24 protein-coding genes are annotated in these 19,363 nt (G+C 70.2%); 13 read left to right on the forward strand and 11 right to left on the reverse strand.

Annotation, left to right across the window (positions count from 1 at the left end; translation table 11 throughout):
• Positions 1–88 precede the first annotated feature (88 nt).
• A complete protein-coding gene (locus BLT28_RS07280) occupies positions 89–706 on the forward strand; it encodes a hypothetical protein (protein ID WP_052407842.1) in 618 nt (205 codons plus the stop codon).
• Between the two features lie 64 nt (positions 707–770).
• Here the strand turns inward: BLT28_RS07280 and BLT28_RS07285 are convergent, their stop codons facing one another.
• Positions 771–1,376: an O-methyltransferase gene (locus BLT28_RS07285; protein WP_030432069.1), complete on the reverse strand. Its 606-nt coding sequence runs from the start codon at positions 1,374–1,376 to the stop codon at positions 771–773.
• A gap of 611 nt (positions 1,377–1,987) precedes the next feature.
• Between BLT28_RS07285 and BLT28_RS07290 the strand changes: the two genes are divergently transcribed.
• The 3 genes from BLT28_RS07290 to BLT28_RS07300 are packed head-to-tail and all read left to right on the forward strand — an operon-like array spanning position 1,988 to position 5,509.
• On the forward strand, positions 1,988–3,643 hold the full coding sequence (locus tag BLT28_RS07290) for an AMP-binding protein (protein WP_063766661.1): 1,656 nt from the start codon (positions 1,988–1,990) through the stop codon (positions 3,641–3,643).
• 47 nt (positions 3,644–3,690) lie between these two features.
• Entirely contained in the window at positions 3,691–4,911 is a 1,221-nt protein-coding gene (locus tag BLT28_RS07295) for an L-tyrosine/L-tryptophan isonitrile synthase family protein (protein WP_083383682.1), read from the forward strand.
• Between the two features lies 1 nt (position 4,912).
• On the forward strand, positions 4,913–5,509 hold the full coding sequence (locus tag BLT28_RS07300) for an HAD family hydrolase (protein WP_030432066.1): 597 nt from the start codon (positions 4,913–4,915) through the stop codon (positions 5,507–5,509).
• A 26-nt stretch (positions 5,510–5,535) separates the two neighbouring features.
• Here the strand turns inward: BLT28_RS07300 and BLT28_RS07305 are convergent, their stop codons facing one another.
• Positions 5,536–6,132: a CGNR zinc finger domain-containing protein gene (locus BLT28_RS07305; protein WP_043813228.1), complete on the reverse strand. Its 597-nt coding sequence runs from the start codon at positions 6,130–6,132 to the stop codon at positions 5,536–5,538.
• 88 nt (positions 6,133–6,220) lie between these two features.
• Here BLT28_RS07305 and BLT28_RS07310 point away from each other — a divergent pair, with 88 nt between their 5' ends.
• Together BLT28_RS07310 and BLT28_RS07315 are read left to right on the forward strand one after the other, a co-directional pair.
• On the forward strand, positions 6,221–7,015 hold the full coding sequence (locus BLT28_RS07310; protein WP_030432064.1) for an MBL fold metallo-hydrolase: 795 nt from the start codon (positions 6,221–6,223) through the stop codon (positions 7,013–7,015).
• On the forward strand, positions 7,012–8,247 hold the full coding sequence (locus tag BLT28_RS07315; protein ID WP_030432063.1) for an MFS transporter: 1,236 nt from the start codon (positions 7,012–7,014) through the stop codon (positions 8,245–8,247). The genes BLT28_RS07310 and BLT28_RS07315 overlap by 4 nt, the downstream gene beginning before the upstream one ends.
• A 21-nt stretch (positions 8,248–8,268) precedes the next feature.
• Here the strand turns inward: BLT28_RS07315 and BLT28_RS07320 are convergent, their stop codons facing one another.
• A complete protein-coding gene (locus BLT28_RS07320) occupies positions 8,269–8,895 on the reverse strand; it encodes a TetR/AcrR family transcriptional regulator (RefSeq protein ID WP_030432062.1) in 627 nt (208 codons plus the stop codon).
• Positions 8,896–8,979: 84 nt separating this feature from the next.
• Between BLT28_RS07320 and BLT28_RS07325 the strand changes: the two genes are divergently transcribed.
• Positions 8,980–9,273 (forward strand): hypothetical protein, encoded by a 294-nt coding sequence (locus tag BLT28_RS07325; RefSeq protein ID WP_030432061.1) that lies wholly within the window; start codon positions 8,980–8,982, stop codon positions 9,271–9,273.
• A 71-nt stretch (positions 9,274–9,344) separates the two neighbouring features.
• The gene (locus BLT28_RS07330; protein ID WP_030432060.1) at positions 9,345–10,139 is read left to right on the forward strand and encodes an SAM-dependent methyltransferase; all 795 of its coding nucleotides are present in this window, start codon (positions 9,345–9,347) and stop codon (positions 10,137–10,139) included.
• Here the strand turns inward: BLT28_RS07330 and BLT28_RS07335 are convergent.
• Complete coding sequence (locus BLT28_RS07335; protein ID WP_030432059.1) at positions 10,136–10,516, reverse strand: MerR family transcriptional regulator; 381 nt, start codon at positions 10,514–10,516, stop codon at positions 10,136–10,138. The genes BLT28_RS07330 and BLT28_RS07335 overlap by 4 nt on opposite strands.
• A 27-nt stretch (positions 10,517–10,543) precedes the next feature.
• Here BLT28_RS07335 and BLT28_RS07340 point away from each other — a divergent pair, with 27 nt between their 5' ends.
• The gene (locus BLT28_RS07340) at positions 10,544–11,254 is read left to right on the forward strand and encodes a methyltransferase domain-containing protein (protein WP_030432058.1); all 711 of its coding nucleotides are present in this window, start codon (positions 10,544–10,546) and stop codon (positions 11,252–11,254) included.
• Positions 11,255–11,258: 4 nt separating this feature from the next.
• Here the strand turns inward: BLT28_RS07340 and BLT28_RS07345 are convergent, their stop codons facing one another.
• Complete coding sequence (locus BLT28_RS07345; protein WP_030432057.1) at positions 11,259–11,702, reverse strand: hypothetical protein; 444 nt, start codon at positions 11,700–11,702, stop codon at positions 11,259–11,261.
• Entirely contained in the window at positions 11,699–12,067 is a 369-nt protein-coding gene (locus tag BLT28_RS07350) for a nuclear transport factor 2 family protein (RefSeq protein ID WP_030432056.1), read from the reverse strand. Before BLT28_RS07350 ends, BLT28_RS07345 begins: the two co-directional genes overlap by 4 nt.
• A 73-nt stretch (positions 12,068–12,140) precedes the next feature.
• On the opposite strand from BLT28_RS07350, the gene BLT28_RS07355 reads away from it, so the two are divergent.
• Both BLT28_RS07355 and lipB read left to right on the forward strand, forming a co-directional pair.
• On the forward strand, positions 12,141–12,692 hold the full coding sequence (locus BLT28_RS07355) for a PadR family transcriptional regulator (protein WP_030432055.1): 552 nt from the start codon (positions 12,141–12,143) through the stop codon (positions 12,690–12,692).
• A 151-nt stretch (positions 12,693–12,843) separates the two neighbouring features.
• Positions 12,844–13,509 (forward strand): lipoyl(octanoyl) transferase LipB, encoded by a 666-nt coding sequence (lipB, locus tag BLT28_RS07360; RefSeq protein ID WP_030432054.1) that lies wholly within the window; start codon positions 12,844–12,846, stop codon positions 13,507–13,509.
• On the opposite strand, the gene BLT28_RS41275 is transcribed toward lipB, so the two are convergent.
• The 3 genes from BLT28_RS41275 to BLT28_RS07370 form a co-directional block, all read right to left on the reverse strand.
• Positions 13,475–14,209 carry an APC family permease gene (locus BLT28_RS41275; RefSeq protein WP_197683989.1) on the reverse strand — a complete coding sequence of 245 codons (735 nt, stop codon included), beginning with the start codon at positions 14,207–14,209 and terminating at the stop codon, positions 13,475–13,477. The two genes, lipB and BLT28_RS41275, sit on opposite strands and share 35 nt — an antisense overlap.
• A gap of 3 nt (positions 14,210–14,212) precedes the next feature.
• Positions 14,213–14,914: an APC family permease gene (locus BLT28_RS41280; protein WP_197683990.1), complete on the reverse strand. Its 702-nt coding sequence runs from the start codon at positions 14,912–14,914 to the stop codon at positions 14,213–14,215.
• A 305-nt stretch (positions 14,915–15,219) separates the two neighbouring features.
• Positions 15,220–16,260 (reverse strand): isoprenoid biosynthesis enzyme family protein, encoded by a 1,041-nt coding sequence (locus BLT28_RS07370; RefSeq protein ID WP_156051419.1) that lies wholly within the window; start codon positions 16,258–16,260, stop codon positions 15,220–15,222.
• Between the two features lie 169 nt (positions 16,261–16,429).
• Between BLT28_RS07370 and BLT28_RS07375 the strand changes: the two genes are divergently transcribed.
• Positions 16,430–17,104 carry a sensor domain-containing protein gene (locus tag BLT28_RS07375; protein WP_156051417.1) on the forward strand — a complete coding sequence of 225 codons (675 nt, stop codon included), beginning with the start codon at positions 16,430–16,432 and terminating at the stop codon, positions 17,102–17,104.
• On the opposite strand, the gene BLT28_RS07380 is transcribed toward BLT28_RS07375, so the two are convergent.
• A complete protein-coding gene (locus BLT28_RS07380; protein ID WP_172806504.1) occupies positions 17,097–17,798 on the reverse strand; it encodes a class I SAM-dependent DNA methyltransferase in 702 nt (233 codons plus the stop codon). The two genes, BLT28_RS07375 and BLT28_RS07380, sit on opposite strands and share 8 nt — an antisense overlap.
• A gap of 35 nt (positions 17,799–17,833) precedes the next feature.
• On the opposite strand from BLT28_RS07380, the gene BLT28_RS07385 reads away from it, so the two are divergent.
• Positions 17,834–18,190, forward strand: a complete 357-nt coding sequence (locus tag BLT28_RS07385; protein ID WP_030432050.1) for a YybH family protein — start codon at positions 17,834–17,836, stop codon at positions 18,188–18,190.
• A gap of 47 nt (positions 18,191–18,237) precedes the next feature.
• On the opposite strand, the gene BLT28_RS07390 is transcribed toward BLT28_RS07385, so the two are convergent.
• Positions 18,238–19,359, reverse strand: coding sequence for a S1 family peptidase (locus tag BLT28_RS07390; RefSeq protein WP_030432049.1), 1,122 nt, complete (start codon positions 19,357–19,359; stop codon positions 18,238–18,240).
• Between the last annotated feature and the right edge of the window lie 4 nt (positions 19,360–19,363).

Raw genomic sequence — 19,363 nt, forward strand, 5'->3', positions numbered from 1 at the left:
TCTTCCGCCTCAGCTGACTCGTCCTCCGAGTCCCGGCGCCGCGCCTCCCGCGCTCGGCGCCCCCTGAGTCATCCCCTGAAGGAGAACCATGCTGTTGCTCGTCTCCGGCGCGTCCGCCGTCGGCAAGTCCACCGCGCGCATGCACGCGCGCCACCTGCTGGACGACACCTTCGAGAACGCCGAACTCTTCACGCTGGGCCCGATCCCGGCCGTTCCGACCATCGCCTGGCGCCAGGAGCAGGTGGAGGTCGCGGTCGTGCGGGCCATCGCCCTTGAAGCCGAGGGCAAGCACCTGCTCTTCGCCGGTGACCCGGTACCGCTCGGCGAGGCGTTGGCGGCGCCGAGCGCCGACCGGATCGACATCGCCGCGTGCCTGCTCGACGTCGACGAGCAGGCGCACCTCGCCCGTCTCGCGCAGCGCGGTGAGCCGGAGGAGCTGATCCCGCTGCACCAGGGCTTCGCCGCGTGGTTGCGCGCGCACGCCACCGACCCCGGCCACGTCACGGAGGCGATCACCACCGACGCCTGGCCGGAGATGCGCTGGGACCGCTGGATCGGTCGCGGTCCCGGGCCGGAATGGGCGATGACGGTCCTCGACACCTCGCGGCTCGCGCCGGAGCAGGTCGGGGCCGAGGTCGCCGACTGGTGCCGTCGCGCGGTGGCGGGTGAGGCCCCGGTCTTCCGCGCGGCGTGGTTCAAGGGCTGAGCGAGTCCGGCTCGGTCATCAGCACCGCTGGTGGCCGAGCCGTTCGCGTACCGGGCGAGTCGTCTCATGAGGCTGGGAAACGGCGGGTTCCGACCACGACGCTGAAATCCGGTGCCAGGCGGAGTTCGGTGGCGCGGAGTTCGGGATGCTCCAGCCAGTGGAGGCGCGCCAGGTCTGGCGAGTCGTCGTACAGCGGCGGCCACGTGCTAGCCGGGGTGAAGTCGTCGATGACCACAACACCACCCGGTTCGAGCAGGTGCACGGGAGCGGCAGCGGTGCCGCCCTTGCCCTGTCCTCCGCCGTCGAGCACGAGGAGGTCATATGGCCCGTGGTCGGTGATGTGCTGCCAGTCGCCGTGCACGACCTCGACGTGGTCGCAGTCCGCGAAGACCTCGGCGGCGATGGCGACGAGCTCCGGATCGCGTTCCACGCTGATCAGGCTGACGCCATCGGCTGCGCCGGAGGCGAGCCAGGCCAGGCCGACGCCGCACCCGGTTCCGGTTTCACCAACACGTCGCGGGGCGCCGCCGGCCAACACCTGGAGCAGGCGTCCTTGTTCCGGGCGGCAGGAGAACTCGAAGCCGTGGTGGCGAGCGGCGTCCACGGCCCGTCGGACCAACGGGGGCAGGTCATCGACTTCGTCGTACGCGTTCGTACCCTGCTGCGACACTCATGCTCCTTCGATCGAACCCTGATGAAACAGTGCCGCCAGGCCGGTCCTCCTCGTACCGGCGACGAGGCGCCTTGTAATCCCTGCAAGAAGTGTCCGCGAGGCCAGCGCCGCGCGCGGCGCATTTCGGCGACAGGCGAATGTATGGCTCTCGGCGAGGAACGCTTCCTCGATCAGGGTGGGGCGACTGTGTGCGTCTCGCAGGTGAGCTGCCATCTGGAAAGCGTCTCCTTTCCTTGTCGATCAACCTTCACGGCCCGGCGTTCAGGCAATCGCCTAGCGTGGCGCTTCGGCATGACGCGAATGTGGGCACTCGCGTGAGCGGAGGAGCCGGACCGGGTGACAACGCCGCAGCTGAACGGTCTGCGGTGAGTCGACCCTCGTCTCTGCACAACGTGTCCGACCGGTATGGGCACTTGTCGGGCCCGAAAGAAAGAGCATCTGTCGGTCGCCGTGAAGAATAGTGACGCTGTCGAAGCTGTCTAAGTCGAGATCGTGTCAACAGAGGTCTCGGAAAATGCTGATTTTGGCTGAACGAGAATCAGGTGTGGTCATGCTCATAGTGTCCCGAACCGCTTCTTCGGCACGTGGGGATAGCTACGATTCGTCGCATGCTCTCTGGTAGTACCCCCGTTCCGGGTGGGCCGCGGCGTGCCCTGAACATGTTCACCGGCACCAACGTGTGGCAGCTGATCCGGCTTCGGACCGCGGAACATCCGGACCGTCCGGCAATCGAGTGGCGCCCCTTTGCCGGTGAGGGCAGGACCATCACCTACGGGGAACTGGAAAGGGAGGCGGCCGCTGTCGCCTCCGGTCTCGGCAAGCGCGGCATCCGCGCGGGTGACCGGGTGCTCATCCACCTGGACAACTGCCCGGAGTTCCTCCTCAGCTGGTTCGCCTGCGCCGCGATCGGCGCCGTGGCGGTGACCACCAACACCAGGTCGACGCGTGCCGAACTGCGGTACTTCGCCGAGCACTCCGGGGCCGTCGCCGCGATCACCCAGCCGCGGCTCGCCGCGCTGGTCCAGGAGGCCGCACCGGGTCTGCGGTGGATCGCGGTGACCGACCACGACGCCGGTGCCCGGACCACGTCGCCGACGCGCGCCGACAGCTTCGCGGCACTGGGGGCCGACCCGAACGACCTGCTTCCCGCCGCTCCGGACCCGCTGGCGTTGATGAGCGTGCAGTACACCTCGGGAACGACCGGCCGGCCGAAGGGCGTGCGGTGGACGCACGCCAACGCGCTGTGGGCGGCTCGGGTGAACTCGCTCCACCACGGACTCCACTCGACGGACTGCCACCTGGTCTACCAACCGCTGTTCCACGCGAACGCGCTCGGTGGGGCGACCCTGCCGAGCATCTGGGTGGGCGGTCGGATCGTGCTCACCCCGAAGTGGTCGACGAGCCGGTTCTGGGACATCTCGCTGCGCGAGGGCTGCACGTGGTTGTTGTTGATGGGCCTGTCGATCCGGGCCATCGAGGCGATGGACGCACCCGCTCGGCACAGCTACCGCCGCTTCGGTTTCGGCTTCTCCGACGCGCCGTGGGACGAGCGGTTCGGCGTGAAGACCGTCGGCGGTTGGGGCATGACGGAGACGGTCGCCCACGCCATCGCGGGTGATCCGTACCTGCCGAACCGCCCGCTCGCGGTGGGCCGCCCGGCTCCTGAGTACGGCGTCGCGGTCGTGCGGGCGGACGGTTCCCCCGTCGAACCCGAGGAAACCGGCCACCTGCTCGTGCTCGGCACTCCTGGGCTGTCGTTGTTCGACGGCTACCTCGACGACGACCAGGCCACTGTGGACAGTTTCGACGAGCACGGCTGGTTCCGCACCGGCGACCTGGTGCGCCCGCACGCCGACGGGCACATCTCCTTCGTCGACAGGGCGAAGGACGTGCTGCGGGTGGGAGCGGAGAACGTCGCCGCCTCCGAGGTCGAGCGGGTGCTGCTCGAGGACGGCTCCGTGGTCGAGGCGGCCGTCGTCGGCAGGCCGGACGCCAAGCTGGACGAGGTTCCGGTGGCCTTCGTCCGCACGGCCGGTCCGGTCCCCGGGCTCGCCGACCGGTTGATCGAGCGGTGTGCGGACGCGTTGGCGGACTTCAAGGTTCCGCGCGCGGTGTACGCCGTGCGCGAGCTGCCGAGGTCCACGATGAGCAAGATCAACAAGGTTGCGCTGCGAGCGGTCGCGGACGCGCACGCCGACCGGGCGGCCGCCGAGGCGCGCTGGCTGGCGGCGGCGAACACCGATCCGTCCGGCGACCTGGGCTGATTCCGACGTGAAGGGAAAGGCGAGAGTTGTCGCCGATTGTGCTTGACGTGCCGGTGAACCGAGCCGTGGCAGAACTGCTCGACGACACCGGGCGGATCCGGTTCGACCCGCGTTCGGTCATGGTGAGCCCGAAGGCCGCCGCACCGTTGTTCCCTCCGCTGCCGTTGGAGGACTTCCCAGCGCACCAAGGACGAGGCAGGACGGAGGAGATCGACTACGCGGCGCTCGCGGCGCAGGTCCGCGCGGGCGCGGACGACTTCCTCCGAAGTTGCTGGGGACGCCTTCGGGCCATCGACGATCCGGCCCGGCGTGTCTTCGAGATCATGGCCGCGGCCCGCTACCGCGCGGGAAGCGTGGAGGGCACGGCGTTCGCGGACAACTGGGGGCTGTGGCGCGGTCGGCTGTCCCAGGCGGTCCGCGACAACGCACCGATCCCCATCGTCCTGCCCTCCTTTCCTTTCAAGGCACCGAACCCGCTCAAGGTGCGGCGGCGGTTGCCGGACATGGCCGAGCTGCTGTGCCTGATGCGACTGTTCGAGATCACTCAGGCGATCCAGGCCGTGCACCCGGCCGGAGCGGTGTTCCACATCCTGTCCGAGAGCCGGATCTACGCGCCGTTGTTCGAAGTGAGCGTGCACGAAGCGCAGGTGTACCGCTCGGAGGTCGACCGCATGATCGGCATGCTCGGCGCGGGCGGCGCACTGCGCACGGTGGACATCCTCGACGAGGTCATCGCCCCGCGACAGGAGGACTTCGACGCGGTCCGCGACGCGTTGGAACCCGAACTGCGCCAATGGTGGCGGGACAACGCGGACGACGCGCACCGTCGGTACCTCGTGCGGAACTTCATCGCCAGCGTGCACGCCGGCAACGAGACCGCGCAGTTGCTCGCGAACCTGCTGAACACCGCACTGACCAACGACGTGATCGACGCCGGCGACGAGTTGGCGCGGGTGCGCCGGAAGATCGAGCAGCGCGCGGACCAAGCCGCGTTCACCTACACGCTCCTGCTCTGCACGCTGAAGCTGACCGACGTGATGGGCAAGTACGCCCCCGGCGCGATCAGAGCGACCGTGCACCCGAAGCCGGGCCAATGGGGAATCCACCTGGTGAACAAGAAGAGCAGCATCTATCCGTGGCACGGAGTGGCCGTGCGCAAGCCGAGCGGCTCCTGGCGTGTCCGGACCGAACTCGACGCGATCCGCAGCGGCGCCATCCCGGTCCGCACGGGCGCCTACGCGATGCCGTTCTTCTACGAGGAACAATGAGATGATCCGGCTTGTCGCGTTCGACCTCGACGGCACCCTCACCAGGGGTCGCACCTGCTTGGAGACCGCTGCCGATGCGTGCGGTTTCGCCGACCGGATGCCGGTGTGGCAGCGTTCCCGCACCGACCAGGAGACCGCCACCGCACGCCTTGAGGCCTGGGAACTCCTTCGAGGAAGCGATATCGCGCTCCTCGCGTCGGTTCCGCTGGCGCCGGGGGCCGCGGAAGGAATCGCCACGCTGCGGACCTCGGGCATCAGCACGGTGATCGTCTCCTTGGCTTTCACCACCCACGCCGAGTACTTCGCCCGCAAGCTCGGGCTGGACGCGGTGATCGCGACCGACCCGGATCGCGGCCGGCACGTCTTCTCCGCCACCAAGCCCGTTCTGCTGAGGGAACACGCGAGTTCGCTCGGCATCGGGCCGGAGGAGATCGCCGCCGTCGGGGACAGCCCCGGAGACGTCCCGATGCTGAGCTCGTGCGGCACGTCCGTCTACGTGGGCGGCGAACTGCCGGCAGGGTTCCGGCCTACCCTGCACCTCCCAGGGGGCGCCATCGACGAGATCGCCCGCGTCGTCCTCGGGCTCGGCGGCCGCTGATCAGGCCGAGCGCGATCACTCTGGAGCTATGTCCCGGGTTCGGTGCGACGTGCGTAGGCGCGAGCTGCGCGGGCGCGGTCGCCGCAACGCGTTGAGCACCAGTGGCGGCGACCGTGGCGCAACAGATAGCGGTTGCAGGGCGTGGAGCCGCACTGCGTCAGGCGCTCGGCGTCGGGGCCGGTGAGCAGATCCGCTCCACTGGCCGCGAGGGTCGCGAGGGCGTGGTCGAGGATCTCGTTGGTGGGGCACGGAACCGCGCGGTAAGGACCGTCCTTCTCGTCCCAGTGCAGCAGAGCGGCCGTGGGCACCCGGCTGAGCGCGTCGTTCACGGCGGACAGGGCGGTTGGCAGGGCGGGAAGCCCCGCGACCCGGGAGGCGCACAACGACCTCAGGTGTTCGCGCATCGAGCGCAGCTGTGTCGCGCACATCTCCTGCACGTCGACGTCCGCTGGCGCGAGACCGCGTTCCACGAGCCAGCTGCTCGTCGCGGCCGGGGTACCGAGGAGATCGACGAAATGCCCGTTCGGCAGCGCGATGGCGCTGTTGACGAAGTCGAGCGCGACGTACTGCCCGGCTCCCGGCGCGGGCGGCAACGGGGGTTCGGCGGTCGAGGGCTCGCTCATGGCTCTCATGGTAGGCCTTGCTCTCATCCGTGAGGAAAGCTACCGTCGCTATCACGGATAACTAAGCCTTCAACCGTGAGGAGTTGCGGTGACGTCTGTCCACCCGGTGCGCGAGCGGGTCCCCGTCCAGGTGCTCGGCGGTCCGACCGTCCTGTTCGAGTACGGCGGGTCGCGGTTCCTCACCGATCCGACCTTCGACGACCCCGGGGACTACGTGGTGCCAGGCGGTTCGCTGACCAAGACGGCGCCCTCCCGCGTCGCGCCCGCCGACCTCGGCCGCGTCGACGTGGTCCTGCTCTCCCACGACGAGCACCCCGACAACCTCGACACCTCCGGCCGGGCCCTGCTCGCGCGCGTTCCGCTCACCCTCACCACCACAGGGGGCGGGCAGCGCCTGGGGAAGGGGGCGAGGGGCCTGGCCGACTGGGAGTCGATCGTCCTGGACCGTCCCGGCGGCGGCACGATCACCGTCACCGCCGTGCCCGCCATCCACGGTCCGGGCCCGCGCGAGGAGGTCGAGCCGGTCACCGGCCAGGTCGTCGGCTTCGTCCTGACCGGTGCGGACCTGCCCACGGTCTACGTCAGCGGCGACAACGCCTCGCTGCAGGCGGTCCAGGACATCGCCGGGCGCTTCGGCCCGGTGGACACCGCGATCCTCTTCGCCGGGGCTCCCCGCTTCTCCGTCCTCTTCGACGGTGTGCCCATCGTCCTCGACAGCGCCCAGGCGGCTGAGGCGGCCAGGATCCTTGGCGCTCGCAGGGTCGTTCCCGTGCACCACGAGGGGTGGGCCCACTTCTCCGAAGGCCGTGACGACCTGGTGGCCGCCTTCACCGCGGCTGGCCTCGGTGCCCGCCTGGATCTGGACGGGTCCGGGCTCCGGTGACGGCGTCCGCGCCCGTCGAAGCGCTGCCCCGGGTGCAGCGCCGCACCCTGATCGTCCTGGTCGCCGCCCAAGTCCTCGGTGGCGCCGGGCCCGCGGTCAGCGCGACGGTCGTCGCCCTGCTCGCGCAGGACATGCTCGGTTCGACGAGTCTCGCCGGGCTGCCCAGCGCCCTGGTCACCACCGGGTCCGCGCTGGCGGCCGCAATCGTCGGATGGATCTGCCAAGCTCACGGGCGCCGCCCAGGTCTGGTCGCCGGTTACCTGTCGGGTGCGGTCGGCAGTGCGGGCGTCATCACCGCCGCCGTCATCGGCAGCCCGCTGCTGTTCCTGCTCGCGCTGTTCGTCTACGGCGCCGGGATGTCCACGAACCTGCAAGCTCGTTACGCCGGAGCCGACCTGGCGGTCCCCGCGCGACGCGCCCGCGCCGTGTCCACCGTGCTGGTCGCCACCACGTTGGGCGGCGTGGTGGGCCCCAACCTCGCCGCCCCCGCCGGCGAGTTCGCCCGCGGTCTTGGCATCCCGCACCTGGCCGGGCCGTTCCTCCTCGCAGGCGCCGCATACGTCCTGGCCGCCGTTGTCCTGGCCGTCGGGCTGCGCCCAGACCCATTGCTGCTGGCGCGCAACGACAATGCCGAACGTCCAGCCGAGCCCGACACCGCCAACGGCCTGCCGCACCTGGACGGCGGAGGGCGTCGCTCGGTCGTGCTCGTCGGCGCACTCGTGATGGTGCTCGCCCAGCTGGTCACGTACCCGATCATGATGATGACGCCCGTCCACGTGCAGGGCCACGGCCACGGCACCGCCGCATCCGGCTTCGTCATCGCCGTCCACATCGGCGCGATGTTCCTGCCGTCGCCGCTGACCGGCTGGCTCGTCGACCGCCACGGCCCCCGCAGGATCGCCGCCGCGTCCGGGCTGCTCCTGCTGGCCGGTGCGCTCACCGCCGCCGTCGCCCCCGGCGCGGCGATCACCACGCTGGCGGTGGCCCTCGCCCTCCTGGGACTGGGCTGGAACCTCGGCATGATCAGCGGCACCGCGATGATCACCCACGCCGCGCCGCCTGCCACCCGCGCCAGGACCCAGAGCCTGGTCGACGCCGCCATCGCGATCGCGGGTGCCACCGGCGGCATGGCTTCGGGCCTCGTCGTCGACGCTGCGGGCTTGCCCGCCTTGGCCCTCGCAGGCGGTCTCGTCGCCCTCGTGCTCCTGGCAACCCTCAGACGTGGCACGTGACACTGTTCTCGCGCAAGGGCTTCATCCGGGGTGCGCGTCGCACAGGCCGCGCTCGGCGGTGGCGATCAAGGTCCGCGCGACAGCGGGAGCGGAGCGGGCCCGCCCGGTGTGGAGCGCGTCGAAGCTGTCGAAGCTCGTGAGCAGCCAGAGCAGATCGGTTGCCTGGTCGACGGTGACGTCGGCGCGCAGAACTCCCTGGTCGCTCAAGCGTCGGGCGAGACGCGCCATGCCGTCGGACCGGCCCTGCTCCATCTGCTGGACGGCGCCACCGGCAGCGGCGGCGTCGAGCAGGGCCATCGACGACAGCACGCGCATCTCGTGGCGGTTGGCGGCGTACATGGAGACGACGCCCTCGATCGCGCCGCGCAGGGCCTGGCGCGCGTCGGGGTGGGCCGATGCTTCGAGCATGCGGTCGAATCCGCTGCGCTGCACCAGGTCCACGCCGAAGGCCTCGAACAGGCCTGCGCGTGACCCGAAGATCGCGTAGACGGTGGGCCGCGCGACACGGGCGATCTTGGCGACGCGGTCCACGCTGACCGGTTCGGCCGGTGCCTCGCGCAGGCGCTGCACGAGGGCGTCGAGGATGCGGCGCCGGGTCTGCTCCGCCGACTCCGCGCGCAGCCGCTGCTCGTACCTGCGGGTCGCCATGACGGGAACCCTAGCATTCGCTTGACACGGTGTATTTCGAAAGACAGTGTGTTGTATGAAAACTGTCGAGCGGAGGAGACCGCCGTGCACGTGATGTTCCGGTGCAAGATCAAGCCGACCGAGGTGGAGCGCAACCTGGCGCTGCTGCGCGAGCTGTACGCGCAGCTGGGCGAGGCCCGGCCGCAGGGCCTGCGGTACGCGACCTTCCAGCTGGAGGACGGGGTCACCTTCGTGGCCTTCGCGGAGCTGGCGGAGGGCACCGCGGTGCTGGGGCAGCTGGAGGCGTTCCAGCGCTACCGTTCGACGCTGGAGGAGCGCTGCGAGGAACCGCCGGTGATGACCACGCTCAGCGAGGTCGGCTCGTACGGCTTCCGCTGAGCCCGCCCGCGCGGCTTCAGCCCTGAGCGAAGCGGTTTGGCCGCGCGGCGACTGCGCCATAAGGAGTAGTCATGGCGGACTGGATTCCGGACGGGATCGACCTGAGCAGGCCGAGCGCGGCGCGCGTCTACGACTACTTCCTCGGGGGCGGGCACAACTTCGAGGTGGATCGCGTGTTCGCCGAGCGCGCGCTGGCCGCACACCCGTTCGGGCGCGAGCTGGCGGTGATCAACCGGACGTTCGTGCGCCGCGCCGTGCAGTTCATGCTGGAGCGCGGCATCCGCCAGTTCCTCGACCTCGGCTCGGGCATTCCCACCGTGGGCAACGTGCACGAGATCGCGGGGGAGGGCACCCGGGTCGTCTACGTGGACTGCGACGACGTCGCTGTCGCGCACACGCGGTTGATGCTCCGGGACAGCGATCGGGCCACGATCGTGCACGCCGACGCCGCGCGGCCCGACGACGTACTCGGGGCGCCGGAGACCAGGAGGATGCTCGACTTCGGTCAGCCGGTCGGCGTGCTCGCGGCCACCGTCTTCCACTACGTCTCCGAGCGGCAGGACCCCTTCGGTGCTGCCGCTCGGTACCGGGAGGCGATCATGCGGGGCAGCTACCTGGCGGTCAGTCATCTCTCCAGCGACGGCCTGCCCGTCCGCGTCGGGCAGATGGCGGAGCTGATGAAGGAGTCCCAGAACAACGTCCACCCGCGAACCCGTGTGGAGATCGCCCGGTTGTTCGGCGACTTCGAGATGGTCGCGCCCGGGCTCACGGGCGTGGCGCACTGGGAGTCGGAGCGGCCGACCGACGCGGGGCGGCACGAGGACGTCGGCCTGCTCCTGCAGGCCGGGATAGGCCGCAAGCCCTAGGAGCGCAGCATCGCACGGAAGTTCGGGCAGTCCATGACGTCCTCGTGCTCGCACCGCAGCACGTGGGCGAGCAGTTCCAGTGCCTGCTGGGCGGCGCGCACGCGTTCTTCGAGCCGGGCTCGCTGGTTCCTGAGCAGGGCGAGGCGGTCGGCACCGGCGGGCGCGTGCAGGAACTCGCGCATGTCCTCCAGGGTCAGGCCGACGTCCTTGGCCTTGAGGATGAACATCACGCGTTCCAGGTCGTGCTCGCCGTACCTGCGGTGCCCGCCCGACTGGCGGGACGGTTCGAGCAGGCCCATCGACTCCCAGTGCCGGAGCACGTGCGTGGCCAGCCCGAACCGCCCGGCGAGTTCCCCGATCGTGATGCTTGACTTCATGTCGACATGAAATTGCACGCTCGGCGCATGGTCAACGACTTGATCCACGCACTCGACCGCCTCGACGCGATGCCCGCCGCGGTGGACCTGCGGCAGCGGTCCTACGAGCTCCTGGGCGCCGGGGCGGGGGACGCCGTGCTCGACGTGGGCTGCGGCAGCGGGCTCGCGGTGGCCGAACTCGCCGCGCTCGGCACCGCGGCCGCCGGGGTGGACCCGAACCCGGAGATGATCGAGATCGCGCGACAGCGCTACCCGCGCGAGGAGTTCCTCCTCGGCTCGGCGGAGGCACTGCCGCACGCGGACGCCTCGTTGCGCGGGTACCGGGCCGACAAGGTGCTGCACGCCGTGCCCGATCCGGCGGCCGCGATGGCCGAGGCGGCCAGGGTGCTGGCACCGGGCGGGCGGATCGTGGTGCTGGGCCAGGACTGGGGCGGTATCGCGGTCGACTCGGACGAGCCGGTGCTGACCCGTCGCCTGTTGGCGGCGCTGTCCGAGGGCGTTCCGCATCCCATGATCGCGCGCCGCTCGCGGAACCTGTTGCTGGACGCGGGCTTCCGCGATGTCGAGGTCGAGGGACGGCTCGCGGTGTTCACCAGGGCCGACGCGATGATGCACCTGCTGCGGCGCGCCTCGAACGATCCGGACGGGGCGTCCTGGCTGGCCGATCAGCTCGACCGGGCCGAGCGCGACCGCTTCTTCGGCATGGCCCCGATCGTCATCGCCTCCGGCACCCGCTGAACGCCTACCGCGCGGCGGCCCGAGCGACGCCGGAGAGCAGCCTGCGCACGCCGAACACGTGGCCTCCGGTCCCGACGACGAGCGCGCGGTAGAGGCGGCCCGCCACACCGGGGAAGGCGGCCCGGCTCTCCGCGCGCAGCCGTGATCGGTTCGGGCCGACGCGGTCCACGCGGAAGATGAGGGCGTAGGTGGAGAAGCGGTGCCGTCCTTCGAGGACCAACTCGGCGGGCGGCGCCGTTGCGGTTACGCGGAATCCGGCGATCGTCGAGCCCTCGGACAGCGGGCGGGGTCCCGACGCGGCGTGGTCCGGGCAGCCGACGAGCCGCGCGTAGTTCTCCGCGACGGTGCCCGAGAAGGTGCGGTCGAGCGCATCGCCGAGCGCGGCCCAGACCGCCTCGGGGGCTGCGTCGATGAGGATGGTGTGCTCGTCGAGGTGGGGCGGCGTCATCGCGCGAGCTCCGCTCGCATCGCGTCGGCCAGGGCGTGCGCCGCGCTGAGCGGGCGGACCATCACGGTGAACTCGCCGATGCGGCCGTTGTCGTCGAGGTGCAGGAAGTCGGCGCCCTCGATCTCGCGTTCCCCGACACGGGCGCGGAAGACGAGCACCTGGTCCGCGGCGCCCGGGGCGCCGATCTCGCGCTCGTAGCGGAAGTCCTCGAACACCCGGAAGACGGCGCGGAGGATCGTTGCGACCGCTTCGCGGCCCTGGTAGGGGCGGAAGACGACAGGGCTGCGGAAGACGACGTCGTCGGCGAGCAGCGCGACGGCCGCCTCCATGTCCTGTGCCTCGACCGCGAGTCGGAACGCACGCACGGCTTGCCTCCCGGATAGTCAACAAGTTGAATAGGTGTCATCGAGACTAGCCCGCCGCGGGAAGGGTGAACAGATGGCTCTGCGCCACGCGGTCCTCGCCGCGCTGCTGGACGGGGACGCGTCCGGCTACGAGCTGGCGAAGCGCTTCGACGTGTCCGTGGCGAACTTCTGGTCCGCCACGCCGCAGCAGCTCTACCGCGAACTCGACCAGCTGGAGCGGGCAGGACTGGTCAGCGGCCGGGTCGTGGCGCAGGAGCGGCGGCCGAACAAGCGCGTGTTCACCCTCACCGCGACCGGCCGCGCTGAGCTGCGGGCGTTCACCGCTGAGCCGACCCGTCCGGCCGCGATGCGCGACGACCTCCTGGTGAAGCTGCGCGCACTGGATGCCGGGGACCAGGAAGCCCTGTACGAAGCCATGTCCGTGCGGTTGGAGCAGGCGCGCGCCAAACTCGCCCGCTATGACCGGCTCCGTGCGGACCTGCTCGACGGCCGGGACGAGGACGAGTACGTGCGCGAAGCGGAGGGGATCGGGCCCTACCTGACGTTGCTGGGCGGACGGGCCTACGAGCAGGCGAACATCGAGTGGTCCACCACCGTGCTGCGACTGCTGGACGAGCGCCGGTGACTCACGCGCCGAGGCTGACCGATAGCGTCGTGACGCTGCGCGCATCGACTGTCCGATGTGACGAACTCGTCCTCGGCGTGCACTCCGGCTCACGGGGGCACGGCGTGTGCGGCAGAGCTGTCGGGCTGGCGGCTGGACCTGGGAGTGAGCGATGAAGGGGTTCCGATCACTGGCGCGGGTCGATCTCGGCGAGCTGCCCTACGACGCGGCGGTGCGGGCGATGGAGGAGTGGGCGGAGCAGTGCCGGGCGGGCACCGCTGGGGACCGGCTCTTCCTGCTGTCGCACCCGCCGGTCGTCACGTACGGCCCGCGGACCCCGCGGGAGCACCTTCCAACTGACCTGCCGACCGTGTCCGTCGACCGGGGTGGCCTGGCCACCTACCACGGGCCCGGTCAGATCGTCGGCTACCTCGTCGCCAACGTCAGGGAACGCGGACCGGCCGATGTGGTGCGCTGGATGGAGAACGGCATCATCGCCGCGCTCGCCGACCTCGGTTTCCCCGCCCGCCGCCGCGACACGCCACCCGGCAGCACCAGCCTGATCGGGGTCTGGACGCCGGACGACCGCAAGATCGCCGCGATCGGCATGCGCATCCGCGGTGGCGTCAGCACGCATGGTTTCGCGCTGAACGTCGACCCGGACATGAGCGCCTACGAACGCTTCACGGCCTGCGGGCTGGCCGAGCCCACGACCTCCCTCCGGCAGTGGGCCGAGGAGCTGGGCCGGGACGTTCCCACCGAGGAGCGGACCCGGGACGCCCTCGCCCTGGCGCTCGGCGCCGTCAGCGCAGGCGCCGTGTGGTCCCTTCGTCGGTGAGCATTCCCAGGCCGGTTCCGGCCGCGCTCTTCGCGCCGAGGCCGATCGTCGCGTAGATGTCGGGACGCCGTCCGCGCAGCCGCACTCCCCAGAGCACGCCGAGCACGGCGATGACCAGGTAGACCCCGGGAACACCCCACCGCAGCGGCGAGCTGTCGTCGACCTCGAGCATCTTGTCGAAGTTGGCCAGCACCAGCACCACCGCGGTCAGGCACCCGGCGGCGGCCAGCACCGGGGCGACGACGCGGCGCCACGCGCTCTCCCCGGTGTCCTCGCGGGCGAAGAACACCACGATGGCCACCGAGGTGGTGGCGATGAGCATCAGGATTCCCAGGCTGCCCGAGGCGGTCCAGATGAAGAACAGGTCGCGCACGGGGTGCCCGCCCGCCAGGCCGTAGATGACGATCACCGTACCCGCGACGGCGCTCTGCGCGAGCGAACCGAGCCGGGGGGAGCTGGTGCGCTGGGAGGTCGTGCCGAGCGCGGAGGGCAGCAGCCGCTCGCGGCCGAGGGAGAAGGCGTAGCGCGCCGTGGTGTTGTGGAAGGCGATCAGCGCGGCCAGCACGCTGGTCACGTAGAGCAGCCTGCCGATGACCACCCACACGCCGCCGAGGTTGTCCCCGGCCAGGTCGAAGATCAGGTTGGAGCCGTGGGTGTGCGCGAGGGCGGCGATCTGGCCGGGTCCGGTCGCCACGCTCATCGATCACGAGCCCAGCGCGTAGAGCAGGGTCATCGCGCCGAGCGAGAGGTAGGTGGCCACCGGGACGGTCCGGCGCGGGCTCCTGGCCTCCTCGCAGAGGACGACCGTGGTCTCGAAACCGACGAAGCCCAGGATGGCGATGGCGAAGAGGACGCCGACGCCCGGGGCGAACAGGTTGCCCAGGGACAGAGTGTCCACGGTGACCGCACCGGCCGCCGGGTTGGCCAGGTTCGCGATGCTGTAGACGATGATCACCAGGCACTCGGCGATCATCAGCACGCACAGCACGAGGCCGTTGAGGTCGATGTGCTGCAGCCCCAGGTAGGCCACGATGGCCCAGCCGGCGAGCGAGTACGCCCACCAGGCCAGCTCCAGCCCGAACCAGCCGCGGAACAGCGGTTCGGTGGCGTCGCCGAGGGCGCCGAAGAAGCCGATCTGCATCGTGTTGTAGGCGATCAGCGACGCCCAGCCGCCCGCGACACCGGCGGGCCTGCCGAGCCCCTTGCTGATGTAGGCGTTGAACGCGCCCGCGTTGGGCACGTGCGGGGCCATGGTCACGTAGCCGACGCAGAACAGGCCCAGCACCACGCCCATCAGCACGAACCCCAGCGGGATGCCGATCTGCCCGGTGATGGCGTAACCGGTGCTCACCGCCCCGGCCATGATTGTGAGCGGCGCGCCGACGGCGATGGCGAAATACGTCACCGCGGACACCCCGAGGCGATTCGCGGCCAATGCCCGCTAGACGTGACCGGTGCGGTTGGGCATTGTGTTCCGGGAATTCGGCGGCACGGCGGTGAAGGGTAGCGGCTCCCCGTGGGATGTACATAGGCACCCTCATGGTGGAGAATTCTCCGCGTTCTATTTGTTTGCCCGTATGAAGTGGGACACCGGTGTGCTTGCCGGTGCAACCAGTTGTGCGAGCGTCAGCGGCCGCGACACGTACGGATGATTCGGCCCGGGCGGAAACGTCTCCGGCAGGGGAAGGCGGTGGTCCGAGTGCGAAACGGCTAGGTGGTGGCCAGCCGCGAGAACTCTTCCCACCGGTATCGGCCGCACGTCAGGTGCCAGTGGATGTATCCCTTGAGGTAACGCTCCACGTGCGGCCGTTGTTCCGGGTTCGCCAGTTCGAGAATTCGTCGGTAGGCGGACATTCCCCGGTCGAACGTCCAGGCGTAGGCATCCAGGAAAGACGTTCCCCGATGTGCCGCCCGGCGGAACACGGTGTTGGCCGGGAAATCCCCTTCGAGGAATTCCTTGTAGCAGGAGATCAGGTCGTTGAGATCGTTGAGGTAGTCCACCATGCGGCCGAGCGCGGCGCCCCAGAACGCCAGATTGCCGGTGAAGTCCAGGCAGTCGTAAGCCAGCGCCAGCGAGCTGAAGTAGTACTCGCAGAACCCGGTCCGGTTCCGCACGTACTCGGTGTCGATCTGGTCGGACGCGTCCGCCGCGTACTGCGACTCGAACATGATGCCAATGAACGACTGGTAGAAGAACGCCTTGTGCGTGCTCAGGAAGTCCGCGTCGCAGTGCTCGGCGATCCGGTTGAACATGTAGTCCACGGCCGCCGAGTTCGGGGTGAGCGACGAGTCCGCCGCCGCGCGGTGCCGCGCCGGCGTCACGATGCCCTTCATCATGCCCGTGCCCAGCGTCCGGAACACCTCTGAATGCCTGCGACCGCAAGCGTCGTCGATGATCGTCGGATACAGGTAGGTCCGGCTCAGGTCCAGGCCCAACGCGTCGTCCTCGACCGGCAGCACGAGGCGGCGGAAGGTGCAGAGATACCGCGCCAGGCGCTGGTCGCATTCCACGCCCAGTTCCTGGAGTTCCGCCACGAGTGCCCGCGCCTCCGATTCGACGTCGCCCTCGTCGACACCGGGGGAGAACCCTTCGGTGAGTCGTTGGATCTGCTGCGGATATCCGGCCCGCGCTACCTCGGCCAACATTGCCCGGTGGTCCCCGGTGGGCGTGCTCTGCGGTCGCGGGCGCGCCGCCGAGGTCCCCAGGCCGGTGGGGCCGAACGGGATTTTCCGTGTTCCGGTCGCAGACATGATCCGCAGGATACGAACGGGGCGACCGGAGTCGACCGCCATTCACCCCAAGGTGAGCGGCGCGTCCAGTCCCTTGTTCCAGTGGCATTCGCTGCGCCGGATGGACGTCGCGCGTCGATAGAGAATTCAACTACTTTTCTCCTCTTTCCCCGAGGAGGAGACGCAAGGAATGTCGAACAATGCCAGAGGAATGCTCGTCCGGCGGGCGGCCGCGTTCGCGGCGGTGCTGACCCTGACCCTGACGGGCGCGGCGGAGGCGAGGCCCGCCGAGGCGCCATTGCCGCCGTCCGTGGTGCTCACCGCCGGCGAACTGCCCGCGGTCGGCACTCCCTGGAACGAGGTCCGGGCCCGCCCGAGGACCGGGCCGCACTGGTCCCGGCAGGCGCCGCCCTGCTGGCCGGGGGTGACGCACCCCTTCGGTGAGAGCGACGGCTACGACGGGGCCAGCAGCGCGAAGAAGGGCGAAGGCAACCTCGGCCACACCCTCGACAACACCGTGCTGCGCTTCCCGTACCGAGCGCGCGCCGACGCCGTGCTCGCCGAGTGGCGGCAGAGGATCGCAACCTGCGAGATCCCCGTCGATCCGCACGGGGGCAGCCTCTACATCAAGAACGTCCGGAAGGTCGGCACCGTGTCCGGGGTCGACGTGTGGGGCTACGACTTCGGCGCCTCCGGCTACCAGTTCTCACCGAACACCAACTACCTGCAGTTCTTCGTCGTGCAGCGGGAGAACGTGCTGAGCTTCGTCGCGCTCGTCGACCACGTGACGATCGAGCCGCACCCGCTCGTCACGACCGAGGCGACCATCGCCGCGGTGCAGCGGCGGCTGGCCGCGCTCAGCTAGCGAGCACGGCTCGGACGTAGAGGAACACCGGTTTGGTGTTGAGCACCTCGAACATCCGGGGGTGCACGTCCGGGCCGGGCTCGGGCCGCGGTTCGTCGACGACCTCCACGGTGAACCCGGCCCGGCTCAGCTCGGCGAAGATCGCGGAGAACGGGCGCCGGTACATCTGCGCGGTGACCCGGCTGCCGTCCCAGTCCCAGGTCTCGCTGACCAACTCGACCCGGTGGTAGTCGCTCTGGTCGGACAGCATCCAGCCGGTGACCGGGTGGTGGATGGAGAAGACGAAGGCCCCACCGGGAGCCAGGCACCGGCTCAGCTCGGCGAACAAGGGCGTCCAGTCCTCGACGTAGTGCAGCACCAGCGATGCCACGACCAGGTCGATGCCGCCGGTCGGCACGAGGGCCAGCGGTTGTTCCAGATCGGCCGTTTCGACGCGGGCGCGATCGCCCAGCCGCTGCCGTGCGATCTCGACCATCCGGGGTTCGCGGTCGAGGGCGAGCACGTCGGCTCCCCGGGCGACGAGCTGTTCGGTGAGCACCCCGGCAGCGCAGCCGAGTTCCAGGACGCGCTTGCCGGAGACATCGCCTGCCAGCCGCAGGATCGCGGGCCGGTCGTAGTGCGCGTTAGGGGCGTTGCGCTCGGAAAAGGTCGCGTAGGTCGTGGCGTGTTCGCTGTAGATCGTCGGATCAGGCACCCGTTCGACCATAGCCACGATACGATTTCGGGGTCATGACGACTGATCATGACGTTCTGCGACAGCACATCGCCGAGTGGGTCGAGCTGTTCAACCGGGGAGACGCCGCCGCCGTCGACGAGTTCTACGCCGACGACGGCCTGCTGGTACCGGTGCCCGGTCATCCCGTTTCCGGTCCCGCGCGCACCGCCGCGACGCAGTACCTGATGGATCGCGGCGCGCGCATGTCCGCCGAGGTCCGGCGCTGCTACGTGGCGGGCGATATCGCGCTGCTCATCGTGGATTGGGCGCTGGAGGGCATCGGCATGGTGGGGACCGCGACCGATGTCCTGCGGCGCGAGGCGGACGGGCGGTGGCGCTACGTCATCGACAACCCGGCGGGCGTCGGCTGACGGGACGGGGGCGGGCACCCACGAGGTGCGCGGGTGCCCGCCGCGCGTCAGCTGGTGACCAGCCGCAGGCCGTACGCCTTGAGGATCGGGTTGACCGGGAAGAAGAAGGTCGTCGCCGGAGCCTTGCAGCCCTCGACGGAGCCACCGGAGGTCACGCCCTGGGCCTGGTTGCCCGCGAGCCAGGAGCCACCGGAGTCGCCGCCCTCGGCGCAGGCGTTGGTCTTGGTCATGCCCTTGACCGTGCCCTGCTGGTAGACCACCGTCTGGTTCTTCGCCTGGATGACGCCGCAGCGCCAGCCCGTGGTGGAACCGGAGCGGCAGACCGACGCGCCCACAGCCGCCTCGGTGGAGCCCTTCACGGCGACCGTGCCGCCGTTGTAGCGGTTCACCACGCCGCGCGAGACCCAGTTCGAGTTCGTGCCGACCCAGCCGTAGTCGTTGCCCGGGAAGCTCGACCCGCGGACCGTGCCCGACGCGACCATGTTGTGACCCCAGGTCGCCTCACCGGCGGGACCGCAGTGCCCGGCGGTGACGAAGCCGCCCTGGACGGAGAACCCGATCGAGCACCGCGCCAGGCCGAACATCAGGTGGTAGGCGTCGCCGCCCCGGGTGTCGTGGAGGGTCCGCATCTCGACGTCGCTCTGCTCGACCGCGACCGCGGCCGGGTCGGCGCCGCTGGCCTTGATGAACCGCTCGCCGTCCGCGACGGTCCTGGCGGTCACCACGACCCGGTTGTTGACCGTGTCGACGAACCAGCCGCTGACCCCCTTCGCCTGCTTGTCCGCGGCGTCCAAAGTGGACATGATCGCGTCGAGCTGCGCCGAGCTGCGCGCGACCACCCTGGCCTCGACGCCGGCGGCGCGGATCGTGCCGACCCTGCTCGCGTCGGTCACCGACACGATGAGCTCGGGGTTGCCGTTGGCGAAGTGCGAACCCGCGTAGCTGGCGCCGAGCAGGCCGCGCAGCTGCGCGTCGACCTCGGCCGCCTTCATCTCGTTCGCGGCCCTGGCGTTGGCCTGCTCGGCGGTGAGGCCGAGGTCGCGTTGCATCGCGGTGAGCATCTGCGGGGAGGCGACGGGCGAGGCCGTGGCGGGCATGGTGAGGGCCGCCGCGGACGTGATCGCCAAGAGCGCGGTTCCGGCACAGCGGAGCGCGGTTGTCGGCTTCATGACG

Source organism: Allokutzneria albata, from assembly GCF_900103775.1.
Classification (GTDB): domain Bacteria; phylum Actinomycetota; class Actinomycetes; order Mycobacteriales; family Pseudonocardiaceae; genus Allokutzneria; species Allokutzneria albata.

Excerpts from the sequence above, each read along its gene's own strand:
- BLT28_RS07355 (WP_030432055.1), top strand. The coding sequence starts at position 12,141 with ATGGCTCTGCGCCACGCGGTCCTCGCCGCGCTGCTGGACGGGGACGCG.
- BLT28_RS07335 (WP_030432059.1), bottom strand. The coding sequence starts at position 10,516 with ATGAAGTCAAGCATCACGATCGGGGAACTCGCCGGGCGGTTCGGGCTG.
- BLT28_RS07280 (WP_052407842.1), top strand. The coding sequence starts at position 89 with ATGCTGTTGCTCGTCTCCGGCGCGTCCGCCGTCGGCAAGTCCACCGCG.
- BLT28_RS07320 (WP_030432062.1), bottom strand. The coding sequence starts at position 8,895 with ATGGCGACCCGCAGGTACGAGCAGCGGCTGCGCGCGGAGTCGGCGGAG.
- BLT28_RS07340 (WP_030432058.1), top strand. The coding sequence starts at position 10,544 with ATGGTCAACGACTTGATCCACGCACTCGACCGCCTCGACGCGATGCCC.
- BLT28_RS07345 (WP_030432057.1), bottom strand. The coding sequence starts at position 11,702 with ATGACGCCGCCCCACCTCGACGAGCACACCATCCTCATCGACGCAGCC.
- BLT28_RS41275 (WP_197683989.1), bottom strand. The coding sequence starts at position 14,209 with ATGAGCGTGGCGACCGGACCCGGCCAGATCGCCGCCCTCGCGCACACC.
- BLT28_RS07370 (WP_156051419.1), bottom strand. The coding sequence starts at position 16,260 with ATGTCTGCGACCGGAACACGGAAAATCCCGTTCGGCCCCACCGGCCTG.
- BLT28_RS07330 (WP_030432060.1), top strand. The coding sequence starts at position 9,345 with ATGGCGGACTGGATTCCGGACGGGATCGACCTGAGCAGGCCGAGCGCG.
- BLT28_RS07385 (WP_030432050.1), top strand. The coding sequence starts at position 17,834 with ATGACGACTGATCATGACGTTCTGCGACAGCACATCGCCGAGTGGGTC.
- lipB (WP_030432054.1), top strand. The coding sequence starts at position 12,844 with ATGAAGGGGTTCCGATCACTGGCGCGGGTCGATCTCGGCGAGCTGCCC.
- BLT28_RS07375 (WP_156051417.1), top strand. The coding sequence starts at position 16,430 with ATGTCGAACAATGCCAGAGGAATGCTCGTCCGGCGGGCGGCCGCGTTC.
- BLT28_RS07390 (WP_030432049.1), bottom strand. The coding sequence starts at position 19,359 with ATGAAGCCGACAACCGCGCTCCGCTGTGCCGGAACCGCGCTCTTGGCG.
- BLT28_RS07305 (WP_043813228.1), bottom strand. The coding sequence starts at position 6,132 with ATGAGCGAGCCCTCGACCGCCGAACCCCCGTTGCCGCCCGCGCCGGGA.
- BLT28_RS07300 (WP_030432066.1), top strand. The coding sequence starts at position 4,913 with ATGATCCGGCTTGTCGCGTTCGACCTCGACGGCACCCTCACCAGGGGT.
- BLT28_RS07290 (WP_063766661.1), top strand. The coding sequence starts at position 1,988 with ATGCTCTCTGGTAGTACCCCCGTTCCGGGTGGGCCGCGGCGTGCCCTG.